Below are 21,034 nucleotides of genomic sequence, written 5' to 3'. Positions count from 1 at the left end.
GTCACTACATACTAATATTCTTATTATTTATTCTTATACCTATTCTTATTATTCTTATTGTGTTGCAAAATGCAACTCTCGTAAGTGGCAAAATGCAACTCTCGTAAGTGGCAAAATGCAACTCTCGTAAGTGGCAAAATGCAACTTTGGTGGTTGCAAAATGCAGCTCTCGTGAAAGATGCTTTCTCAACCTATCAGAAGGGGCAACTCTCATTTATTTCCATACCGAGATAATCATATTCTCGTTGGTAATAATCACCGTAACACTCAACCGGGATATCTTCCTGTAGGTGTGATGGCATCACTGCTGGTGCTGGATGCTGGGGTGATGATTCTTCTTGCTTCTTGTTAAAAACCAATTTAATAGGCTTAGTTATCGCAGACTTAACAACTGTTGGCTTCTCTTCAATATCAACAGAAGAGATATCTTTTGAATTCCTTTCTATAAGCTCTTTAGAGCTGTTTTCTGGTGTAGGCGCTACGTCTGCATCAGATTCACTAGAATCTGCTTGTACGGGCTTATTTAGGGCCTTCTCGGCATGCTCCTGTACCTCTTCCGACACTACTTCCAATGCGTAGGGCAGTACCCAGTTGCAACCTTCCCATTTTGGTTCTTTAATCAGGTATCCGTGTTCTTCAAGCAGTTTCATAGCCTTAATGACGATATCTCTCGATACGCGGCATGCCTTGGCAATACTCCGCTGTGATTCGTGATAGGTGTTCCCTTTCATTTTGCAGCTTTCATAAAAGTCTTTCATGTATTGAAAAATCACAAGCTGAGTTAGGTTTAGATCGAACTTTGTTCCCTTTTTGCGACATACAAAGCCAGGAGCTTTTAGAAGGCGGTGAGGGATCAACAGAAAATTTTCATCAGTGGTTTGTGGTTTAGCTTTTACTGCATTTGTCATTAGTATTGTTCTCCATTTGTGGAACGAGGGATTTATATTTATTTGTGATCAGGCACTGCACAGCATGAGTTGGTGAATCAATTCCCATGGCTTGCATTATCTGTAGTAGCAGTTGCCTGCTGTTGTCATTCAATACAATTTTCATCTGTTTTCCTTTCTTGTTTAATTGCATCTGTGTTCAGTGCTTTTCATGGTGTGTTGGGAATGTGTGTTGGGAATTTAATCTAGGGTTTGCCAAATTCCGCAATCCGTACCGCGTGGCACTAAGGCTGCAGAGGAGCAAAATGTGTGAGACATAGGTCAGCCTCAAAAACACACTTTGATGCTCTACAAGCCAATAAACACGTTGTTAGCGATAGCGACGATTATCAATCGTGGTGGTGTATCTCACCTTACCGCTCTCTTGCTGGAGGTAGGGTGTCTTCACTGCAATATCACCAACATCAGGACAAAGATCAGGATGTTTTGATAACCACAGATGATAAACATCTAGTGCTTTGTCATTTGCCCTGATGAACTTATGTTCTGTAGAGGTTTGGGGAAAACCGCTGGTGGAAATTACATTTACGATTAGGTTTGATTGTCTATGTACAACGAAATAATTCATCATTGATCTCCTGTATAGGAGACTTTTCTTATTCTTCACAGCCTGACAGGGATTGGTTCCTCTCTGTTGTCCTTACGCTAATTTGAATTTGATAGTCTCTATTTTATGTTTATTTAAATTGTTGTGCTTTCTCAGTGTGGTGAGACGCGACCTTTTACCATTGCAGAATGCTGCAATCAAGAAGTTTAATTGATAAGAATATATCTAATTTAATTGATAACTCTGTTATTCAATTTCATAAATTCTTGCTTCAACTCGTAGTCAAGTATGTGGCTTTTTAATAGCTTAACAACTAAAGCTGATAGGGATGTTTGCATGTTTGCATTGTTGATTGATTCGAATAGCCATGCCGGTACATTCACTGATATCCGATGTTGACGTTTAATTCTCTTTTTTTGTGACATTATTATTTTTCCTTTTCTATGATTGTTGTTATTAGGTGCCGGGGATTTGACACAATGGGAAATAGAGATTTCTACCCCAGTATTGATTTCCTGAATTTGATGCGATTGTGTCGCTGCCTCTTACAGAGATTGCTGTTTTAGCTGCGTTCACTGAGAAGTAGAACCCAACACTGCTTGCAGATTCATTAACTGAAAATGGAACAGCTTGTGTAGCATCTCTAAAGATCACCCATGGCATACCGTCGAATGTAGTGGTGATTGCTGCGGATGTTGTGGAATTAGCTACTGTGAGGTCTGGTCCTGGCACCGCTGCAATCTGCTTAACTCTCGGATACTTTCTTGATGATGAAAAATTCAATTCCCCATTAGCATCGAATATCTGTAAACCAAAACCTTCATCACCAGTGTTAGTAACAGACTTTGCTGTTGATGCCAGGGCTAAATCAAATGTTCCTCTTGTGCCTAAATTGCTTATATACAACAGTAGGTTATCCCCTGATCGTCGTATGTGCGTCCACCCATACCAAAGCCCAGCACGAGGACGTAGCAATAATGTTGGTGTTTCAGGCCAGCCTGAATATGGAATAACGACAGGATCAATTCCGGTAGGCATTGTTAGATTAGGTAAATAGGTATGTACGTAGATGTTTGGTTCATTTGATGATATGAGCAAATCTCCAGACGTATTATAGATTTCAATTCCTGCTGTCATTGTTTTAGTGCCGCCCAATAATGTGTTTCTGTTGGTGTGAAATAATCAAATCTCCTAACGGTGAATGAGCCATTGTTGATTCTTATAACTACATAGCCCGTACACGATACATACCAACTACCATCATCTACCATTCCCGGTACACTAATAGTGTAAGATTGTGATGAGGTGGTGAATGTTAGTTCTCCTGATGCCATTAACTTGGCAAGCTTGTCTGTAAGGTCGGCAACGATGTTCCCGTCTGCATCCCACACTTGTAATCCTTGCATTACACTTCTCCTAATATTGATTCAATAGCTTTGATCTTCTGAACATCTGCCAACATTAGTAGCTTATTCAGGGAGCTTGAAACACGCTGGCGCAGATAGAAGAGCCTCAATCTGCAAGCTGTACTGCAAGTGGTACGTGGTCTTCCGATTGATGGCTGTGTTAGTGGTGAGCTACAGACATAACACTCAGTAGATTTCATTGAGGTTCCCCTTGCTTATAGTTCTTGTTCGGGTGATTGCCACCAAATAGTTTGATGCTTTCTAAATAAGCAAACCCTGTTGTGTTATTGATGTTTAGCTTTTCAGTCCAGCGCTTGAACCCTATAGAACAAGCATCTGAACATGTAAATTTTGAAGATCGAACAAATTCATAAGTGGCATTGCACCAAATGCAATGTTTGGTAAATTTAGGCAATAGTCTTTCCCTCCATTAGGTTATTAATAGATAAAAGTTGTCGGTTTAACGAATTTAAAGCAATAAAAAAACCCCTGGATTAGAGGGGCTTTCTAGAGAATATGTGCTGACATTAATAGGAAAGGAAGAAACCTATTAAGAGGTCAGCGATGCGCCATAATCAACTAGAGGGAAGTTATGGGCGCTGTATGCCGATGCTGATTTCGACATATATAAGGAAGTGCTTCAGAAGGAACTAGAAGGAATGGATAAATTTTCATTTATCTATAGCACATAATAACATTAGTTTCCCAATCTGTCAAGTGTTTTATTAATTTTATTTCAACTTTTTAGTCAAGAAAGTGTATATAGAATCAAACTTTCACAACACTTTTAATACTTATGTTTTATAAAACCCAGTAAATCCGGGGGCTGTAGAGCATTTGATGTTTTAAATAAAGTCAATCACTGCTCGTCGGAAAGTTGTAACAAATTGTGTATTGTCACTAATAAAAACCCTGATCCCAGCCCTTGATCACCCGGCCGGTGCCGATCACGCACTGGAAGGGTTTGCCGCGCGAGTAGGAGGAGTCGAACTCGCTGCCGCCCTCCAGCCAGCCACGGTACTGGGTGGTGATCAGGGCGCCCTTGACCACGGCCTTGCCGTCGCCGGGTTGCAGGTCTTCGATGATCAGTTCGTCATTCATGTCGGGGTTTCCTTGCGGTGACGGTTTTGACTGGCCTGTACCGAGCGTTCGGCGGGTACGCGTAGTTGGATCAGCAGGTAGTCGGAGAAGGCGGGCGCATAGCCCTGCTGGGCGATGGCGCCGGCCATGCAGCTCAGCCAGCTTTCCGCCAGCGCCTGGTCGATTGGCCACTGCGCATGGAAGGCCGGAATGCTGATGCTGCCGTATTTCTCGGCGAACAGACGCGGCCCGCCCAGCCAGCCGCTCAAGAAGCACGCCAGCTTGTCGCGCGAGGCGCTCAGGTTGGCCGGATGCAGGGCTCGCAGTGCGGCGGCCTCGGGGCGTTCGTCCATCAGCCGGTAGAAGTCGTCGACCAGTCGGCGCAGACCGTCGATGCCGCCTGCGGCCTGATAGGACGCATCACCGGTGCCGTAGGGAGGTGTGTGGCTCATCGCGTTGTTCCGCGGAAAAGGCGCCATTGTAACTGCTCGCGTAGAATGGCTTGCCAGTTTGAGGCGCCTAATCCTGTGGGAGGCGCTTTAGCGGCGACTTTCGCGGCTAAAGCCGCTCCTACAGGCTGCCCATGATCTGCCGTGCAACCCGTGACCCAATCCCAATGACGCAACCCCAGCAAGGCTTCGTGCTCAGCCGCCATTGGCGCGACACGCCGGAGGGCACCGAGGTGGCATTCTGGCTGGCCACCGATGCCGGCCCACGCCAGATACGCCTGCCGTGCCAGGAGACGGTAGCTTTCATCCCGGCCGAGCAGCGCGCCTGGGCCGAGCCGCTGCTGCGCACCGAGCCGGGTGTCGAGCTGCGTGAGCTGGCATTGCGCGACTTCAAGCGTCGCCCGGTGCTGGGGTTGTACTGCCGCCAGTACCGCCAGTTGCTGCAGCTGGAGAAGAAGCTGCGTCAGGTCGGCGTGGACGTCTTTGAAGCCGATATCCGTCCGCCGGATCGCTACCTGATGGAGCGCTTTATCACCGCCAGCGTGCTGTTCGACGGTATCGAGCAGGAAGACGGCAGCCTGCTGTGCAAGTCGCTCAAGCCCGCCGTTGATTACCGCCCGGCGCTGCGCCTGGTGTCGCTGGATATCGAGACCAGTGCCCGTGGCGAGCTGTATTCCATCGCCCTGGAAGGTTGCGGCCAGCGCCAGGTGTACATGCTCGGCCCGGCCAATGGTGACGCCGGCATCCTCGACTTCGATCTGGAGTACTGCGACAGCCGCAAGGTGCTGCTCGAACGCCTGAATGACTGGCTGGCGCTGCATGACCCAGACGCCATCATCGGCTGGAACCTGGTGCAGTTCGACCTGCGCGTGCTGCGCGATCACGCCGAGCAACTCAAGGTGCCACTGATTCTGGGGCGTGGCGGCGACGTGATGGGCTGGCGCCAGCACAACAGCAGCCAGCATTACTTCGCCGAGGCGGCCGGGCGGCTGATCATCGATGGTATCGAGGCATTGCGCTCGGCGACCTGGAGCTTCCCGTCGTTCAGCCTGGAATCGGTGGCGCAGACGCTGCTCGGCGAAGGCAAGGCCATCGACACACCCTATGCGCGGATGGACGAGATCCAGCGCATGTTCGACGAGGACAAGCCGGCGCTGGCTCTCTATAACCTCAAGGACTGCGAGCTGGTCACGCGCATCTTCGCCCATACCGACCTGCTCGCCTTCCTGCTGGAACGCTCCAGCGTCACCGGCCTAGCTGCCGACCGCAGTGGCGGTTCGGTGGCCGCCTTCACCCACCTGTACCTGCCGCCCATGCATCGCCTGGGTTTCGTCGCGCCGAACCTCGGCGACATTCGCGGCGAGAACAGCCCCGGTGGCTTCGTCATGGATTCGCGCCCTGGTCTGTACGACTCGGTGCTGGTACTGGACTACAAGAGCCTGTATCCGTCGATCATCCGCAGCTTCCTGATCGACCCACTGGGCCTGGTCGAAGGCCTGCACCAGCCGGATGACGAACACTCGGTGGAGGGCTTTCGCGGCGCGCGCTTCTCGCGTACCCGGCATTGTCTGCCGGCCATCGTCGAGCGTGTCTGGCAGGGGCGAGAGGCGGCCAAGCGTGACGGCAATGCAGCCTTGTCACAGGCTCTGAAGATCATCATGAACGCGTTCTACGGCGTGCTCGGTTCCAGCGGCTGCCGCTTCTTCGATCCGCGTCTGGCCTCGTCGATCACCCTGCGTGGGCATCAGATCATGAAGCGCACGCGCGAACTGATCGAAGCCGAGGGGCATGCGGTGATCTACGGCGATACCGATTCCACCTTCGTCTGGCTCGGGAGTGCGCATGGCGAGGAAGATGCCGCGCGGATCGGTCGTGGCTTGGTGAGCAAGGTCAACGCCTGGTGGCGTGAGCATCTGCAGCGTGAACACGGCCTGACCAGCGCGCTGGAGTTGCAGTACGAAACCCACTATCGACGTTTTCTCATGCCCACCATCCGTGGCACCGAAGAGGGCAGCAAGAAGCGCTACGCCGGCCTGGTGCACGGCGCCGATGGCAGCGAACGCATGGTGTTCAAGGGGCTGGAGACGGTGCGTACAGACTGGTCGCCGCTGGCCCAGCGCTTCCAGCAGGAACTGTACCGTCTGGTGTTCGCCGGTCAGGCCTATGAGGACTACGTGCGCGACTACGTCAAACGCACCCTGGCCGGCGAGCTGGACGAGCTGCTGGTCTACCGCAAGCGCCTGCGCCGGCGCCTCGACGACTACCAGCGCAACGTGCCGCCGCACGTGCGTGCTGCGCGCCTGGCCGACGAGCACAACCAGCATCTTGGCCGGCCCTTGCAGTACCAGCGCGGCGGCTGGATCAGCTACCTGATCACCACGGGCGGGCCGCAACCGCTGGAGCGTCTGCTGTCGCCGGTGGACTACGAGCATTACATCAGTCGCCAGTTGAAGCCTGTGGCCGATGCCATCCTGCCGTTCGTCGGCGGCGAGTTCGAGCGCCTGGTGGATGGGCAGCTCGGGTTGTTCTGAAACCTTCGGATAAACAGCGAACCCTTTAGGTGGCAGCAGGTTCTGTGGCGTCTTAGAGCCGGAAATACTTTGCAAAAGTCGTCTCGTTGAGCCGCGTTCGCGGCCTGAGTATCGTGGCGCCCGTGATACCGGGCCCCTCTGGCGGTTAACCCCGCGATGTCGGATCACAGTCTGTTCAATCTGACTGTAGGAGGGGCTCATGACTGCCCTAGAACCGTTTCTATTCGCCGACTTTCTCGGCACGGCCACCTGGTTGTGGCTGGTCTTCATCGCTGTCGTCATCTCCCTGCTGGCCTTCGACCTTGGCGTGCTGCATCGCGATAACCGCGAAATCGGTGTGCGCGAGAGCCTGTTGCTGTCCGCTGGCTACATCAGCGCAGGTCTGCTGTTCGGCGTCTGGGTGTTCTTCCAGAAGGGCGGCGACGCCAGCATGGATTACCTCACCGGCTTTCTGATCGAGAAATCGCTGTCGATGGACAACGTGTTTCTCATGGCCATGATCTTCAGCTTTCTCGCCATTCCACGGCAGTACCAGCACAAGGTGCTGTTCTGGGGAATCATGGGTGTGCTGGTGCTACGGGCGATCATGATCGGCCTGGGCGCCGCGCTGATCCACGAGTTCGCCTGGATCCTCTACGTGTTTGGCGCCTTCCTGTTCTTCACCGGTGTGAAGATGCTGTTCTCCAAGCTCGACGATGCGCCTGATCTGCAGAACAACGTGCTGGTGAAGTTCCTGCGCAAGCATCTGCGTGTGACCGACAATCTGCATGGCCAGCGCTTCTTCGTCCGTCAGGACGATGGCAAGGGCCGCAGCGTGCTGTGGGTAACGCCGCTGTTCCTGGCGCTGATCCTGATCGAGTGCGCTGACCTGGTGTTCGCCATCGACAGCGTGCCGGCGATCTTCGCCATCACTCAGGATCCGTTCATCGTCTACACCTCGAACATCTTCGCCATCCTCGGCCTGCGGGCCCTGTATTTCGCCCTGGCCGCGCTGATCCACCGCTTCGCCTACCTCAAGTACGCGCTGGCCCTGGTGCTGGTGTTCATCGGCGCGAAGATCTTCCTGGTCGGCATCATCGGCAAGATCCCGGCGGTGGTGTCCCTGAGCGTGACCCTGGGCCTGCTGATCGGTGGCGTGCTGCTGTCGCTGTACAAGACTCGCGGCCAGCCGCCCGCGCAGATCTGATCACAGACTTTAGCCCGGCCATGCACAACGTCTGGCCGGGCCCTCGAAACTGGAGAAGCATGATGCACAAACATTTGCGAAATCGACTTGCGCCTGCCGCACTGGGCCTGGCGTTGATGGCTCTGGTCGGCTGCGATGCGGCCGAACAGTCAGCGCAGAAACTCGCCGAGCAGGCGAAGAAGGAAGCGCAGGCGCTGATCAACGACTCGGTCGGCGAAGTGGTCGATGAGGTCAACCGCCAGGTGGACTCTCTGCAGGAGTCCACCAATCGCGCCCTGGGCCAGGACGAGCCGGAGGAGGAAGCTGAAACGGAGCCCCAAGAGGCTGAGAAGACCCGCGAAGAGGGCGTCGAGACCTGAATCGCCATGCCATCAAGCGCAGCGCGAAACCATCAGCCGTGCTCGGCGCCAGCCGGATGCAGCAGTGCGCTCAGCAGCAACCCTGGCAGTTGTGCGAGGACGAACAACTGCCATTGACCCAGCAGCAGCTCCTTGAGCACCTCACTGGCGCTCCAGGTATTGCCGTATGAGGGCGCCAGCAGGGTGACGGCGCAGTAGGCGCAGAGCGCGGCGCTGGCGACAAAGACCAGCTGTGCAATGGCTTTGCCGTGACGCCGCAGCCCAATGCCCGCCACGATAAACAGCAGCAGGCCGGGTAGCGAGGCGAGCGTCAGTTCCAGCCACAGCGAAGTGTGCGGATCCAGCGTCAGGGGCCAGGCCAGTCCCAGGCGAGAGTGCTGCAGCTCGCTGGTCAGCAGGCCAATGAACAGCGCGGTGGTCGGGATCAGCGCCAGACCCGGCAGCGTACGTCTCAGGTTCTGACGCATGTACGCAGCAGACGTGACGGGCAGAGTGTTGCGGCATTCAGGCCGTGGCGGGCCAGATGTTCCGGCAGCGGCTGTCGACGGATCAAGGCTGCGCACGCCTGGCCCATGGCCGCGCTGGTCTGGATGCCGTAGCCGCCCTGTGCTGCCACCCAGAAGAAGTCATCGGCGTGAGTGTCGAAGCCGCCGACCAGATCGCCGTCGGCGACGAAGCTGCGCAGGCCGGCCCAGGTATGCGCCGGGCGGCGAATCTGCAAGGTGGTGTGTGCCTCGATCTGATGGATGCCCAGTGCGATATCGAGCTCTTCCGGTTGCACGTCATGCGGCACCACCGGGTCGGCATTGGCGGGTGAGCCCAGCAGCAGGCCGGCATCGGGCTTGAAGTAGAAGGACTCATCCAGGCTCACCAGCGCAGGCCAGGCCTGGCAGTCGACACCCGGCGCACCGTCAAAGGTGAAGGCCGCACGGCGTTTCGGCTGCAGGCCGATGCCGGGCAGCCCGGCGAGCTGGGCGATCTCATCGCACCAGGCGCCGGCCGCATTGATCAGCACGGCCGCGCGGTAGCTGTGCCCGGCGCAATCCACCTGCCAGCCGCCAGCGTGGCGCATGATGGTCAGCACGTCGCGGTTGCAGTGAATCTCACCACCTTGCTGGCGGATGCCACGCAGGTAACCCTGGTGCAGCGCTGCAGTATCGATATCGGCGGCGCTGGGGTCCAGCAGTGCGCCATGCACGCGCTCACGGCGCAGCACAGGCACCAGCGCGCAGGCCTCGTCAGCGCCGAGCAGACGAGCCTCGCTGACATGCTCGCGGGCTTGTTCGTACTGGCGCTGCAGCTCGGCGGCGTCACCGCTGAAATCCACCACCAGCTCGCCGCGCGGCGTGAGCAAGGGATGCTCGGTGAAGCCGGCCGGCGGTGCGTCGTAAAAGGCGCGGCTGGCGGCCGTCAGCGCGCGGACCTGCGGCGTGCCGTAGGCCACGGTGTAGAGCGCGGCCGAGCGGCCGGTGGCGTGATAACCGGGCTGCGCTTCACGTTCGAGCAGCAGCGTACTGCCGTGGCTGGCGAGAAAATAGCCGGTCGAAGCGCCGGCAATGCCGGCGCCGATAATCAGGTAATCGCAATGCTGCATGGCGTATCAATCAACGGGGTCAAATGAAAAAGGCGAAGCTGGAGGGCTTCGCCTTTGGTTTGCCTGCGCCGGCTCAGTGCTTGCGCGGCACCGGCTTGAGCAGCTCGTCCGGCGGCATTTCACACTGGATCTTGCGGCCGATCAGCGTTTCGATCGGCGGCAGGGCGAAGGCATCGTCCTCGCCGGCGAAGCTGATCGAGGTGCCGCTGGTGCCGGCGCGGCCGGTACGGCCGATGCGGTGCACGTAATCGTCCGGGTCTTCCGGCAAGGTGAAGTTGATCACGTGGCTGATGGCATCGACGTGGATGCCGCGACCGGCAACGTCAGTGGCGACCATCACGCGGATCTTGCCTTCGCGGAAGCCTTCCAGAGCTCGGATGCGCTTGTGCTGGGGAATGTCGCCGGACATCTGCACGGCGCTGATGCCGTCGCGGGTCAGGCGCTCTTCGATGCGCCGCACTTCGTCCTTGCGGTTGGCGAAGACCATGACCCGCGTCCAGTCATTCTGGCTGATCAGGTTGTACAGCAACTTGTATTTATCGGCCGAGGCCACGGCGTACACATGCTGCTCGACGGTGTCGCTGGCGACGTTCTCCGGCTCGATCTCGACGATGGCCGGGTTGACCGTCCACTGCTTGGCCAGGTTCATCACGTCTTCGGTGAAGGTGGCGGAGAACAGCAGGGTCTGGCGGTCGCCCTTCATCGGCGTCTGGCGGATGATCTGGCGTACCTGCGGGATGAAGCCCATGTCGAGCATGCGGTCGGCTTCGTCCAGCACCATCACCTCGACCATGTCCAGGTGCACTTCACCGCGCTGGTTGAAGTCCAGCAGGCGGCCCGGCGTGGCCACGAGGATGTCGCAGAAGCGCGACTCCAGTTGCTTGAGCTGCTTGTCGAAGTCCATACCGCCGACGAACTGCATGACATTCAGGCCGGTGTACTTGGTCAGCTCGGCAGCGTCCTTGGCGATCTGCACCACCAGCTCGCGGGTCGGCGCGATGATCAGCGCGCGTGGCTCGCCCATGTAGCGCTCTTTCGGCGGCGGGGTCTGCAGCAGCTGGGTGATGATCGAGATGAGGAAGGCGGCGGTCTTGCCGGTGCCGGTCTGGGCGCGGCCAATGGCGTCCTGGCCCTTGAGGGTGTAGCCCAGTACGCCAGCCTGGATCGGCGTGCAGTAGGGGAACCCCAGGTCATGAATGGCGTGCATCAGCTCGGGGGCGAGCTTGAAGTCATGGAAGCGCGTCTTGCCTTCGGCAGGCTCGACCACGAAATCGTCCAGTTTCCAGGTGTCTACCGGCTTGGCTGGGCGCTCGCGGCGCGGCTTGTCGGCCTTTGGCGGGCGGGGCTGTTGCTGCGCCGGGCTATCGCCTGCGGTCTCGCTGGCGGTGAGGGCGGGCTTGTTCTTGCGGGGACGCTTCTGCTCTGCGGCACCGCTCTGGGCGGGCGCTGCTACGGGTGACGGCGCTGGTTGTGGCTGCTCGTCTTCGGCTTTGCCGAACATTTTCTTGAGTGCTTTGAGCACGGGCTTCTCATCGACTGGTTAAGGAGTGAACGCCCGCCAGTGTAATGCAAGACGCGGGCGTGGCGAAGTGCTTCGCTCGCGTCTGTCAAGAGCACTGTGTGCTCAGGGCCTCATTTCTCCGGCAGGCTGGCCAGCAGCAGGCGCTGTACATTGCCGCCCATGATCGCGGCAATGGCGTCATTGTCGAAGCCGGCGGTTTGCAGTCCCTCGGTAAGTTGCGCCAGGCCGGTGACGTCGAACGGCGTATGCACGGTGCCGTTGAAATCCGAGCCCAGGGCGACGTGCTCGACGCCGACCTTGTCCGCCGTATAGCGGATGGCGTTGACGATGGCGGCGACCGAGGTGTCGCAAACGGCGGTGCTCCAGTAGCCGATACCGATCACTCCGCCCGTGGCGGCGATGGCCTGCAGGTGCTTGTCGCTGAGGTTGCGCGTGCCGGGGCAGGTGCCCTCGACGCCGGTGTGCGAGACCAGCACCGGGCGCGTGGCCATGGCCAGCACATCGTCGATCAGCGGGCGCGAGGCGTGGGCCAGGTCCACCAGCATGGATTTTTCTTCCAGGCGCGCGATCACCTGGCGCCCCAGCGGGGTCAGGCCGCCTTTTGCCAGGCCGTGGGCCGAACCGCCCACTTCGTTATCGAAGAAGTGGGTCAGGCCGGCGATACGAAAGCCTGCATCAAAGAGCGTATCGACGTTCTCCAGCTGGTTCTCGATGGGCTGCAGGCCTTCGGTGGCGAGCAGGCCGGCGACGCGCTGCGGGTCTTTGTCCCAGGCCTCGATGAAACGGGCCAGGTCCGCGCGGCTGCGGATCAGCACCAGGCGACCTTCGCTGGCGTGCGCCGCATCCTGCAGCTTCTGCGCCTGGTACAGCGCGCGCTGCAGCAGGCTGTTCCAGGTTTCCCGGGGCCAGCGCTGGGCCATGGCCAGCAGGGTGATGTTGTCGCTGTCGGCGGCGTTGCTCTCCATGTTCAGCCCGCGCGGCGTCTTGGTCACGGTGGAGAACACCTGCAGGCCGAGGCGACCTTCGAGCATGCGCGGCAGGTCGGAGTGACCGTAGTCGTAGCGTTTGAGCAGATCGCGCTCCCAGAGCAGGGCGTCGTCGTGCAGGTCGGCAACGAACAGCCCCTGGTGCAGCTTCTGCGCGCTGGCGCTGGCTGGATAGGGTGGCGGGCTGGCGACGCTGTTCATCTGCGCGTCGATGACTCGGGGCAGGCCCAGTACGGCGAGGGCGCAGAGGGGAACGAGCAGAAGCAGGGCGATCAGCAGTTTGCGCATGAGTGGCCATCCGGGCATGTTGTTATGCCGGGCACTCTAGCAGGCTGTTAAAAAACTACCTACGTTGCCATTGCTGCGTTAAAAACAGGCTCAAAATGCTCATTTACAACTCGTAAACTCCGCTTTTTCGCCTGTTTTTGCCTCGCACTGGCTGCCTCGCCTACGTTTTTTAACGGCCTGCTAGCAGGGACGCGTTGCGCGCGGCCCACCCAGCGGTAGGGTGCGCCGTACGCAGCAAGGCGATCTAGGCTCAGCCGCAGAGGCAGTTACGACCCTGTTGCTTGGCCTGGTACAGCGCCGCATCGGCACGCGCGATAAGGCTTTGCAGGCTGTCCTGATGGCGCATCTGCGCCAGGCCGATGGAAATGGTGACGCCGGGCAGCACGCCGACCGGCGAGTAGAAGGAGGCGATCTGCTCCAGGCTGATACGCAGGCGCTCACCGATACCGCGTGCAGCCTCATCGGTGATCTCCGGCAGGAGAATGACGAACTCCTCGCCACCGAAACGTACCAGGCTGTCCTTGGCCCTCAGCTGGCTGCTCAGGGTATGCGTCACCAGGCACAGGGCGTAGTCACCGGCCAGGTGGCCGTGCTGGTCGTTATAGGCCTTGAAGTGGTCGACATCGAGCATCAGCAGCGACATGGGTTCATCGTTGAAGGCGCAGCGGGTGCTCTCGCGCTCGAACACGTGCTCCAGCCAGCGCCGGTTGAAGCAACCGGTGAGGGTGTCGACGTTGGCGTTCTGCTCACTGTCGAGAATCTGCCGGTTGCCCTGGCGCACGCGTTCACAGAGCAGCTCCAGCAGGTTCTGCATCATCTGCGGGGATTGCTGGAACAACGCCACCAGGGACTCGCGATGCAGGCGCAGGACGAGGGAGGGGCGCTCGGCCACCACGTAGGCGGAGGGATGTTCGTTGTCGATGAAGCTGATTTCACCGGCGCAGTCGCCGACTTCGAGGGTGCTGACGGCCTGGTTGTCCAGTGAGCCGAGGTAGACGCGCAGCTGGCCCTCGATCAGCAGATAGAGGTGCTGGTTGCGATTGAAGGGGGAGAGCAGCACTTCGCCGGCTTCCAGCTCGCAGGCGCGAAATTCCCTTAGCAGCTGGTCCAGGCTGCTGGTGGCGACATTATGAAATAGTCGCAGCTGTCGAACTTGTTGCAGGTCTGCCTGCCAGTGCGCCGGTTTCATTACAATCTCGTCGGGCCTGAGCGGGCGAAAAGCCCGAGGCACCACCAACGCTCCCTGTCGTGTCTACGAATAGCGTTCGACATTATTCCCGGGCTTCAGGCGTGGCAATGCTTGCCTGAAGCTCTGCCGACCAGTGGTTGCACGAAAATGCAAAGTTGTTAACTGGTGCGCGTCCTTGCGCGCTCTGGGTCACGCTGCGAAGTGGATGCGATGGCCCACCGCGTAGCCGGACAGGCGCTCGCCAATGGTGGCAGCCAATGCCTGATCCTGATTTGGCAGGTGGATATGGGCCAGTTGACCGGCCTTGTCATCGCTCAGCACTTCGACCCGAACAGCCGGGTGCAGCTCATCGACAGCAGCCTGGTAAACACGGGCGATGGCATCGAAGCGCAGCGCTGGTTTGAAGGTCTTGCCCACCGCAGTGAGCGGAATGGCATCGATGATCCAGGCGTCCTTGGGCACCGCTGCTCGTTCGGGAATATGGACGGCGGCATGTTCCAGCAGCTCGACTTCGCTGACCTGCGCGCCCGGCTTGAGCTGCACGTAGACCACCGGCAATTCGCCGGCCTTTTCATCTGGCTTGCCCACGGCAGCGGCCATGGCGACGGCGGGATGCCTGTGCAGGGCGTCCTCGATCATCTGCGGGTCGATGTTGTGACCGCCACGGATGATCAGATCCTTGCTGCGCCCGGTCAGCCAGATATAGCCGTCGGCATCGACGCGACCCAGATCGCCGGTGTTGAACCAGTCGCCATCGACCCAGATGCCGGCGTTCTTGCTCGCCTGCAGATAGCCCTTGAACACCGTGGCGCCACGGATGCACAGGTTGCCGATCTCATCCTGCGCTGCATCCCGGAGATAGCGCCCCTGTTCGTCGAGTACCTTGATGCGCACTTCGCAGTAGGGCATGGGCAGGCCGATGGAGCCGGGGCGGCGTTCGCCTGCCGGTGGGTTGGCGCAACTGCCGCAGGTGCCCTCGGTCAGGCCGTAGCCTTCGAGCAGGGTCAGGCCGGTCTTGGCCTCGAACTGGCGGATCAGTTCCACCGGCATCGGCGCGGCGCCGCACAGGGCGTATTTCAGCGAGGACAGGTCATAACCCTCGCTGGGAATCTGCAACAGGCCGGCATAAATAGTGGGAACACCGCTGAAGAAGCTGACCTTGTGGCGCGCGATCACCTTCCAGAAGTTGCTGATCAGCGTGGTATTGCGATAACCCTGCGGTGTGGCCAGCAGCACTTCCGCGCCGCCGATGAACGCCGTAAGCCCGGTGACGATCACGCCGTTGACGTGGAACAGCGGCAGGCCGCAGAGCGTCACGTCGCCGACGCCGAAGCGGGTCACCAGGTTCATGCTGTAGGCCATCGCCACTTCGTTGCCGTGGCTGTGCGGCGCCAGTTTCGGCGTACCGGTGGTGCCGCCGGTGTGGAAGTAGCTGGCGATGTCGTCGGCGGCAATCACACGGCCGCTTTCCAGGTGGTCGGCGGGGCAGGCGGCGATGGTTTCATCGAAATCCAGCACGCCCTCAGGCAGCGGGCCGCGCTGGGCCTTGAGCGCGCTGCGTTGTGGTTCGGGCAACAGGTTGGCCATGTCCACGCAGAGAATCGCTTTCAGCTCTGGCAACCGATCGCGCAGGGCATCGACCTTGTCCCACAGCTCGGTGCCGGGGAAGGGCGCCAGGGTCACCAGCAGCTCGGAGTCCGACGCGTGGATCAGCTCGGCGATGTGCTCGGGATCGAGCAGCGGGTTGATCGCATTGACGATGCCGGCCGCCTCGCCGCCCCAGATGGTGTAGTGGGTCTGCGGCAGGTTGGGCAGCAGGAAGGATACCGCCTTGCCAGGACGCAGGCCCAGGCGGTGGAAGGCGTTGGCGGTCTGGGTGATCTTGCCGAGCAGTTCGGCATAGTTCAGGCGCAGCGGGGTCTCCTCTCCCGTACCCTGGGCAATGAACGACAGCGCCGCTGCCTCGGGACTGGCCTGCGCCGTGCGGCGAATCAGCTCGAAGGTGCTGCTGGGCAGATCGCGATCACTCAGGGCGGTGCGCTCGATCCGTTCGATATCCTGCAGTGTGCGAATGAGGGGCGCTGTGCTCATTTATCGTGCATCTCTCGGGTCGGTCAGTCGGCCAGCAGTTGGCCCAACCATTGGGCGATATCGCGAATCTCTTCCGGCAGCACCTCGTGCGCCATCGGATAGTCGCGCCATTGCACCGGCACCCCACAGGCGTGCAGGCGGTCATACGCGGCACGCCCCATATCGGGTGTCACCACGTCGTCGAATCTGCCATGCAAACAAAGCACCGGCAGTTGTCTTTTTGTATCCGCCAGCGGCATGTCGTCGCTGAAGGTCGGGGCGTAGGTCGAGAGTGCCAGTACCCCGCCGAGGACCTCTGGATAACGCACGAAGGCCGTGTGCAGCACCACAGCACCGCCCTGGGAGAAGCCCGCCAGGACGATGCGTTCAGGGGCGATGGCGCTTTCGCGCTCGGCGTCGATCAGGGCGATCACCTGGTCGGCGGACTCCTCCAGTTGCGCCTGGTCGATGGCACGTGCCGGACTCATGGCGAGGATGTCGTACCAGCTCGGCATGCTCCAGCCGCCGTTGATGGTGACCGGGCGGGTTGGCGCCTGCGGCAGGATGAAACGTGTGCTAGGCAGGCGCTCCTGCAGCATCTCGGCGACCGGCAGGAAATCGTAGCGGTCAGCCCCCAGCCCATGCAGCCAGATCACGCTGGAATCGGCGGATTGTGGGGGCTGCAAAATCATGGGTGCGGTCATTGGTAGCTCCAGTGTGGTGCGGGCGCCTTGTTTTGGGGCGGCGCCCTGTTCAAGGCTTGGCTAATCTGTGAATAAGTTGTCGCACGGGTGAATCTTTTGCCCTTGACCCTCTCATATCCGGCCACTTGCCATGTGCTGGTACGGGGCTTGCTAAGTCTCACTCGAACTGACGACGCGGCGCGCTAACGGTAACACTGTGCCACTGCGCACCGCTCAACAGGCAGGAATCTGCTGTGTGGGGTTCCTAATAGACCGTCGGGGCGGTTGATCGCCCAGATGGATGACGATCCGTCTCTGGCCCGTTCAATCAATGGGCTGGGCGGGGGCAGTTGGCCAGCAGAGGGTAAAGCCGACTAGACTCCTGCCTGACGTTCGAACTTCTCGTCGATACCGTTGCTGCCAGCGGATCGCGTGCCTCAAAAGGGTGGGGAAGGCGGACGGAGACTCCAACACAACAAGAGCAACTGGAGGTTTTTGATGAAGATGGTGAAATCCACCCTGGCTGTGCTGACCACCGCAGCTGTGCTCGGTGTCAGTGGCTTTGCTCAGGCAGGCGCCACCCTGGATGCAGTGCAGAAGAAAGGCTTCGTGCAGTGCGGTATCAGTGACGGTCTGCCTGGCTTCTCCTATGCCGATGAAAAAGGCAACTACCTGGGTCTCGACGTTGACGTCTGCCGTGCTGTTGCAGCTGCGGTTTTCGGCGACGCGACCAAGGTCAAGTACAGCCCGCTGACCGCCAAGGAGCGCTTCACCGCGCTGCAGTCCGGCGAAGTCGACATCCTGTCGCGTAACACCACCTGGACCAGCTCGCGCGACGCCGCACTGGGTCTGAACTTCACGGGCACCAACTACTACGACGGCCAGGGTTTTCTGGTGAACAAGAAGTTGGGCGTTTCCAGCGCCAAGGAACTGGACGGAGCTACCGTCTGCATCCAGGCCGGTACCACCACCGAGCTGAACCTCTCCGACTACTTCCGTGCCAACGGCATGAAGTATACCCCCATCACCTACGATACCTCCGACGAGAGCGCCAAGTCGGTCGAAGCCGGCCGTTGCGACGTGCTGACCTCCGACCAGTCGCAGCTCTATGCACAGCGCATCAAGCTGGCCAACCCGGACGACTATGTCGTGCTGCCGGAAGTCATCTCCAAGGAGCCTCTGGGCCCGGTCGTGCGCCAGGGTGACGAAGAGTGGTTCGACATCGTGCGCTGGACCCTGTTCGCCATGGTCAACGCCGAAGAGCTGGGTGTGACCTCGGCCAACGTCGAAGCGACTGCCAAAGACACCAAGAACCCGGACGTAGCACGTCTGCTGGGTACTGAAGGTGAGTTCGGCAAAGACCTCAAGCTGCCGAAGGACTGGGCAGTACAGATCGTCAAGCAAGTCGGTAACTACGGTGAGACCTTCGACCGTAACGTCGGTGCCGGCAGCGAGCTGAAGATCGAGCGTGGCCTCAACGCCCTGTGGAACAAGGGTGGTCTGCAGTACGCACCGCCGGTGCGTTGACCGTCCACAGCGGCAGGCGAGAACCTGTTCATAGGATTGCGAGCTAGAGGTATGCAAGGAAAAAACAGGCGAAGAAGCGCAGTTTACGAGTTGTAAATGAGCATTCTGAGCCTGTTTTTGACGCAGCAGGCCCGACGCGCAGCAGACTATGGACCGGTTCTCGGGGCCTGCCGCTGTCGTTTCCGATTACGTGAACTCCGGCCGGCTTGCGTGCGGCCGGGGCTTCCATGAGGGTTGTCATGCACACGACTGCTAATGCCCCGCGCCCGCGAGGATCGCTTCTGAACGATCCGCAGGTGCGTGCTTGGGCTTTCCAGATCATTGCCGTTATCGCCGTTGTGGCGCTCGGCTGGTTTCTCTTCCAGAACACCCAGGCCAACCTGGAGAAGCGCGGGATCATTTCCGGCTTCGCATTTCTCAATAACAGCGCCGGTTTCGGTATCGCCCAGCACCTGATCGACTACACGGAAAGCGACAGCTACAGCCGTGTCTTCCTGGTCGGCTTGCTCAATACCCTGCTGGTGTCCTTCATCGGTATCGTGCTGGCCTCCATCCTCGGCTTCCTGCTGGGCGTGGCGCGGCTATCGCCCAACTGGCTGATCAGCAAGCTGGCCACCGTTTACATCGAGATTTTCCGCAACATTCCGCCGTTGCTGCAGATCCTCTTCTGGTATTTCGCGGTATTTCTCGCCCTGCCTGGCCCTCGGCAGAGCCTGGGTGTTGGTGAGATGTTCTTCCTCAACAGTCGCGGTCTGTACATGCCGGCGCCGGGCCCTTCGGAGAGTTTCGGGCTGTTCGCGGTGGTCCTGCTGGCAACCATCGTCGGCATCATCGCCCTGGGACGCTGGGCCAAGAAGCGCCGCGAGGCCACTGGCCAGATCTTCCCGCTGCTGTGGACCTCGCTGGCGCTGATCGTGGTGATTCCCGGCCTTACCGTGCTGATCGGCGGCAACCCGCTGGTGTGGAGCGTGCCGGCGTTGACCGGTTTCAACTTCCGTGGCGGCTGGGTGATGATCCCCGAGCTGATGGCGCTGACCCTGGCACTGACCATCTACACCGCAGCCTTCATCGCCGAGAACGTGCGCTCCGGGATCATGGCAGTCAGTCATGGTCAGACCGAAGCGGCACGCTCGCTTGGGTTGCGCCCGGGCGTCACCCTGCGCCTGGTGATCATCCCGCAGGCACTGCGCGTGATCATTCCGCCGCTGACCAGTCAGTACCTCAACCTGGCGAAGAACTCGTCCCTGGCCGCCGGTATCGGCTACCCGGACATGGTTTCACTGTTCGCCGGCACCGTGCTCAACCAGACCGGCCAGGCCATCGAGGTGATCGCCATCACCATGAGCGTGTATCTGGCCATCAGTATCAGCATTTCCCTGCTGATGAACTGGTACAACAAGCGCATCGCGCTGACCGAGCGGTAAGGAGCAGCCATGCAGACTCATACATTCAAACCGGACCTGCCGCCGCCACGCATGAGCGTCGGTGCGGTGGGCTGGCTCAAGGCCAACCTGTTTTCCAACTGGTTCAACAGCCTGTTGACCCTCTTCGCGATCTACCTGATCTGGCTGGTGGTGCCGCCGCTGCTGCAGTGGGCGATCATCGATGCCAACTGGGTGGGCAGCACCCGTGCCGACTGCACGAAGGAAGGCGCATGCTGGGTGTTCATCCAGCAGCGTTTCGGTCAGTTCATGTACGGCTTCTACCCCAGCGAACTGCGCTGGCGCGTGGACGCCACACTGTGGCTGGCCATCGTCGGTGCGGCGCCGCTGTTCGTGCCGCAGATGCCGCGCAAGGCGTTCTACGGCCTGGGCTTCCTGGTGATCTATCCGGTGATCGCCTGGTGCCTGCTGCACGGCGGCGTATTCGGCCTGAGCGTGGTATCCACCAGCCAGTGGGGCGGCCTGATGCTGACCCTGGTGATCGCCTCCGTGGGCATCACCGGTGCCTTGCCGCTGGGTATCCTGCTGGCACTGGGACGACGTTCCAACCTCCCGGCGATCAAGGTCATCTGCGTCACCTTCATCGAGTTCTGGCGCGGAGTGCCGTTGATCACCGTGCTGTTCATGTCCTCGGTGATGCTGCCGCTGTTCCTGCCCGAAGGCATGCATTTCGACAAGCTGATGCGTGCGCTGATCGGGGTGATCCTGTTCCAGTCCGCCTACATCGCCGAAGTGGTGCGCGGTGGTCTGCAGGCCATTCCCAAAGGCCAGTACGAGGCCGCTGCGGCCATGGGCCTGGGCTACTGGCGGATGATGGGGCTGGTGATCCTGCCGCAGGCGCTGAAGCTGGTGATTCCGGGCATCGTCAACGTCTTCATCGCCCTGTTCAAGGACACCAGTCTGGTGATCATCATCGGCCTGTTCGATCTGCTCAACAGCATCAAGCAGGCGACCACCGACCCGGCATGGCTGGGTATGGCCACCGAAGGCTATGTGTTCGCCGCGTTGGTCTTCTGGATTTTCTGTTTCGGCATGTCCCGCTATTCGCTGCATCTGGAGCGGAAGCTGGATACCGGCCACAAGCGTTAGGAGCTGATCAGTATTTGCTGCGCGTCGGCCAGGCGGCGTTGAAAACATTCTCGGAATGCTCACGTACAACCGTACGCTGCGCTTCCTCATCTGTTTTCGCCTTGCCTGGCTCTCGCTCGCTAAATCCTGGATCAGCCCC

18 protein-coding genes and 1 pseudogene are annotated in these 21,034 nt (G+C 59.1%); 6 read left to right on the top strand and 13 right to left on the bottom strand.

What is annotated here, in order from left to right; translation table 11 throughout:
• Positions 1 to 194: 194 nt before the first annotated feature.
• From ACN0X6_RS21855 to ACN0X6_RS21830, 6 genes and pseudogenes are all read right to left on the bottom strand, one after another.
• Entirely contained in the window at positions 195 to 908 is a 714-nt protein-coding gene (locus ACN0X6_RS21855) for a hypothetical protein (protein ID WP_417707198.1), read from the bottom strand.
• Positions 909 to 1,257: 349 nt separating this feature from the next.
• Positions 1,258 to 1,515: a hypothetical protein gene (locus ACN0X6_RS21850; protein WP_417707196.1), complete on the bottom strand. Its 258-nt coding sequence runs from the start codon at positions 1,513 to 1,515 to the stop codon at positions 1,258 to 1,260.
• A gap of 435 nt (positions 1,516 to 1,950) precedes the next feature.
• On the bottom strand, positions 1,951 to 2,631 hold the full coding sequence (locus ACN0X6_RS21845; protein WP_417707194.1) for a hypothetical protein: 681 nt from the start codon (positions 2,629 to 2,631) through the stop codon (positions 1,951 to 1,953).
• Positions 2,628 to 2,900, bottom strand: coding sequence for a hypothetical protein (locus tag ACN0X6_RS21840; protein ID WP_417707192.1), 273 nt, complete (start codon positions 2,898 to 2,900; stop codon positions 2,628 to 2,630). The genes ACN0X6_RS21845 and ACN0X6_RS21840 overlap by 4 nt, the downstream gene beginning before the upstream one ends.
• 909 nt (positions 2,901 to 3,809) lie before the next feature.
• Positions 3,810 to 4,001, bottom strand: a pseudogene (locus tag ACN0X6_RS21835) (FKBP-type peptidyl-prolyl cis-trans isomerase); the annotation flags it as partial.
• Complete coding sequence (locus ACN0X6_RS21830) at positions 3,998 to 4,432, bottom strand: group II truncated hemoglobin (protein ID WP_417707190.1); 435 nt, start codon at positions 4,430 to 4,432, stop codon at positions 3,998 to 4,000. The pseudogene ACN0X6_RS21835 and the gene ACN0X6_RS21830, both read right to left, overlap by 4 nt.
• A 164-nt stretch (positions 4,433 to 4,596) precedes the next feature.
• Here ACN0X6_RS21830 and ACN0X6_RS21825 point away from each other — a divergent pair, with 164 nt between their 5' ends.
• The 3 genes from ACN0X6_RS21825 (at position 4,597) to ACN0X6_RS21815 (ending at position 8,505) form a co-directional block, all read left to right on the top strand.
• Positions 4,597 to 6,960 (top strand): DNA polymerase II, encoded by a 2,364-nt coding sequence (locus ACN0X6_RS21825; RefSeq protein ID WP_417707188.1) that lies wholly within the window; start codon positions 4,597 to 4,599, stop codon positions 6,958 to 6,960.
• A gap of 199 nt (positions 6,961 to 7,159) precedes the next feature.
• Positions 7,160 to 8,146: a TerC family protein gene (locus ACN0X6_RS21820; protein WP_417707186.1), complete on the top strand. Its 987-nt coding sequence runs from the start codon at positions 7,160 to 7,162 to the stop codon at positions 8,144 to 8,146.
• A gap of 62 nt (positions 8,147 to 8,208) precedes the next feature.
• On the top strand, positions 8,209 to 8,505 hold the full coding sequence (locus ACN0X6_RS21815) for a hypothetical protein (protein ID WP_417707184.1): 297 nt from the start codon (positions 8,209 to 8,211) through the stop codon (positions 8,503 to 8,505).
• 32 nt (positions 8,506 to 8,537) lie between these two features.
• On the opposite strand, the gene ACN0X6_RS21810 is transcribed toward ACN0X6_RS21815, so the two are convergent.
• The 7 genes from ACN0X6_RS21810 to ACN0X6_RS21780 all read right to left on the bottom strand — a co-directional run bounded on the left by ACN0X6_RS21810 (position 8,538) and on the right by ACN0X6_RS21780 (position 16,858).
• Complete coding sequence (locus ACN0X6_RS21810) at positions 8,538 to 8,972, bottom strand: hypothetical protein (RefSeq protein WP_417707182.1); 435 nt, start codon at positions 8,970 to 8,972, stop codon at positions 8,538 to 8,540.
• Positions 8,957 to 10,099, bottom strand: a complete 1,143-nt coding sequence (locus tag ACN0X6_RS21805) for an NAD(P)/FAD-dependent oxidoreductase (RefSeq protein ID WP_417707181.1) — start codon at positions 10,097 to 10,099, stop codon at positions 8,957 to 8,959. The genes ACN0X6_RS21810 and ACN0X6_RS21805 overlap by 16 nt, the downstream gene beginning before the upstream one ends.
• A gap of 73 nt (positions 10,100 to 10,172) precedes the next feature.
• Positions 10,173 to 11,621 carry an ATP-dependent RNA helicase RhlB gene (rhlB, locus tag ACN0X6_RS21800; RefSeq protein WP_417707179.1) on the bottom strand — a complete coding sequence of 483 codons (1,449 nt, stop codon included), beginning with the start codon at positions 11,619 to 11,621 and terminating at the stop codon, positions 10,173 to 10,175.
• 110 nt (positions 11,622 to 11,731) lie between these two features.
• Entirely contained in the window at positions 11,732 to 12,895 is a 1,164-nt protein-coding gene (locus ACN0X6_RS21795; protein WP_417707177.1) for a dipeptidase, read from the bottom strand.
• A 250-nt stretch (positions 12,896 to 13,145) separates the two neighbouring features.
• Positions 13,146 to 14,084 (bottom strand): GGDEF domain-containing protein, encoded by a 939-nt coding sequence (locus tag ACN0X6_RS21790; protein ID WP_417707175.1) that lies wholly within the window; start codon positions 14,082 to 14,084, stop codon positions 13,146 to 13,148.
• A gap of 189 nt (positions 14,085 to 14,273) precedes the next feature.
• Positions 14,274 to 16,175, bottom strand: a complete 1,902-nt coding sequence (locus tag ACN0X6_RS21785; protein WP_417707173.1) for an acyl-CoA synthetase — start codon at positions 16,173 to 16,175, stop codon at positions 14,274 to 14,276.
• A 23-nt stretch (positions 16,176 to 16,198) separates the two neighbouring features.
• Positions 16,199 to 16,858 carry an alpha/beta hydrolase gene (locus ACN0X6_RS21780; protein WP_417707172.1) on the bottom strand — a complete coding sequence of 220 codons (660 nt, stop codon included), beginning with the start codon at positions 16,856 to 16,858 and terminating at the stop codon, positions 16,199 to 16,201.
• A 477-nt stretch (positions 16,859 to 17,335) separates the two neighbouring features.
• Here ACN0X6_RS21780 and ACN0X6_RS21775 point away from each other — a divergent pair, with 477 nt between their 5' ends.
• From ACN0X6_RS21775 to ACN0X6_RS21765, 3 genes are all read left to right on the top strand, one after another.
• The gene (locus tag ACN0X6_RS21775; RefSeq protein WP_160019861.1) at positions 17,336 to 18,364 is read left to right on the top strand and encodes an amino acid ABC transporter substrate-binding protein; all 1,029 of its coding nucleotides are present in this window, start codon (positions 17,336 to 17,338) and stop codon (positions 18,362 to 18,364) included.
• Between the two features lie 239 nt (positions 18,365 to 18,603).
• A complete protein-coding gene (locus ACN0X6_RS21770; protein ID WP_417707170.1) occupies positions 18,604 to 19,788 on the top strand; it encodes an amino acid ABC transporter permease in 1,185 nt (394 codons plus the stop codon).
• 9 nt (positions 19,789 to 19,797) lie between these two features.
• Entirely contained in the window at positions 19,798 to 20,895 is a 1,098-nt protein-coding gene (locus ACN0X6_RS21765) for an amino acid ABC transporter permease (RefSeq protein WP_417707168.1), read from the top strand.
• Positions 20,896 to 21,034 lie beyond the last annotated feature (139 nt).

The organism is Pseudomonas sp. (assembly GCF_048269965.1).
In the GTDB taxonomy this organism is placed as follows: domain Bacteria; phylum Pseudomonadota; class Gammaproteobacteria; order Pseudomonadales; family Pseudomonadaceae; genus Aquipseudomonas.
The sequence above is the reverse complement of the archived record's forward strand: the minus strand, read 5'-3'. Positions and strand labels throughout refer to the sequence as shown.

Excerpts from the sequence above, each read along its gene's own strand:
- ACN0X6_RS21855 (WP_417707198.1), bottom strand. The coding sequence starts at position 908 with ATGACAAATGCAGTAAAAGCTAAACCACAAACCACTGATGAAAATTTT.
- ACN0X6_RS21850 (WP_417707196.1), bottom strand. The coding sequence starts at position 1,515 with ATGAATTATTTCGTTGTACATAGACAATCAAACCTAATCGTAAATGTA.
- ACN0X6_RS21845 (WP_417707194.1), bottom strand. The coding sequence starts at position 2,631 with ATGACAGCAGGAATTGAAATCTATAATACGTCTGGAGATTTGCTCATA.
- ACN0X6_RS21840 (WP_417707192.1), bottom strand. The coding sequence starts at position 2,900 with ATGCAAGGATTACAAGTGTGGGATGCAGACGGGAACATCGTTGCCGAC.
- ACN0X6_RS21830 (WP_417707190.1), bottom strand. The coding sequence starts at position 4,432 with ATGAGCCACACACCTCCCTACGGCACCGGTGATGCGTCCTATCAGGCC.
- ACN0X6_RS21825 (WP_417707188.1), top strand. The coding sequence starts at position 4,597 with ATGACGCAACCCCAGCAAGGCTTCGTGCTCAGCCGCCATTGGCGCGAC.
- ACN0X6_RS21820 (WP_417707186.1), top strand. The coding sequence starts at position 7,160 with ATGACTGCCCTAGAACCGTTTCTATTCGCCGACTTTCTCGGCACGGCC.
- ACN0X6_RS21815 (WP_417707184.1), top strand. The coding sequence starts at position 8,209 with ATGCACAAACATTTGCGAAATCGACTTGCGCCTGCCGCACTGGGCCTG.
- ACN0X6_RS21810 (WP_417707182.1), bottom strand. The coding sequence starts at position 8,972 with ATGCGTCAGAACCTGAGACGTACGCTGCCGGGTCTGGCGCTGATCCCG.
- ACN0X6_RS21805 (WP_417707181.1), bottom strand. The coding sequence starts at position 10,099 with ATGCAGCATTGCGATTACCTGATTATCGGCGCCGGCATTGCCGGCGCT.
- ACN0X6_RS21795 (WP_417707177.1), bottom strand. The coding sequence starts at position 12,895 with ATGCGCAAACTGCTGATCGCCCTGCTTCTGCTCGTTCCCCTCTGCGCC.
- ACN0X6_RS21790 (WP_417707175.1), bottom strand. The coding sequence starts at position 14,084 with ATGAAACCGGCGCACTGGCAGGCAGACCTGCAACAAGTTCGACAGCTG.
- ACN0X6_RS21785 (WP_417707173.1), bottom strand. The coding sequence starts at position 16,175 with ATGAGCACAGCGCCCCTCATTCGCACACTGCAGGATATCGAACGGATC.
- ACN0X6_RS21780 (WP_417707172.1), bottom strand. The coding sequence starts at position 16,858 with ATGACCGCACCCATGATTTTGCAGCCCCCACAATCCGCCGATTCCAGC.
- ACN0X6_RS21775 (WP_160019861.1), top strand. The coding sequence starts at position 17,336 with ATGAAGATGGTGAAATCCACCCTGGCTGTGCTGACCACCGCAGCTGTG.
- ACN0X6_RS21770 (WP_417707170.1), top strand. The coding sequence starts at position 18,604 with ATGCACACGACTGCTAATGCCCCGCGCCCGCGAGGATCGCTTCTGAAC.
- ACN0X6_RS21765 (WP_417707168.1), top strand. The coding sequence starts at position 19,798 with ATGCAGACTCATACATTCAAACCGGACCTGCCGCCGCCACGCATGAGC.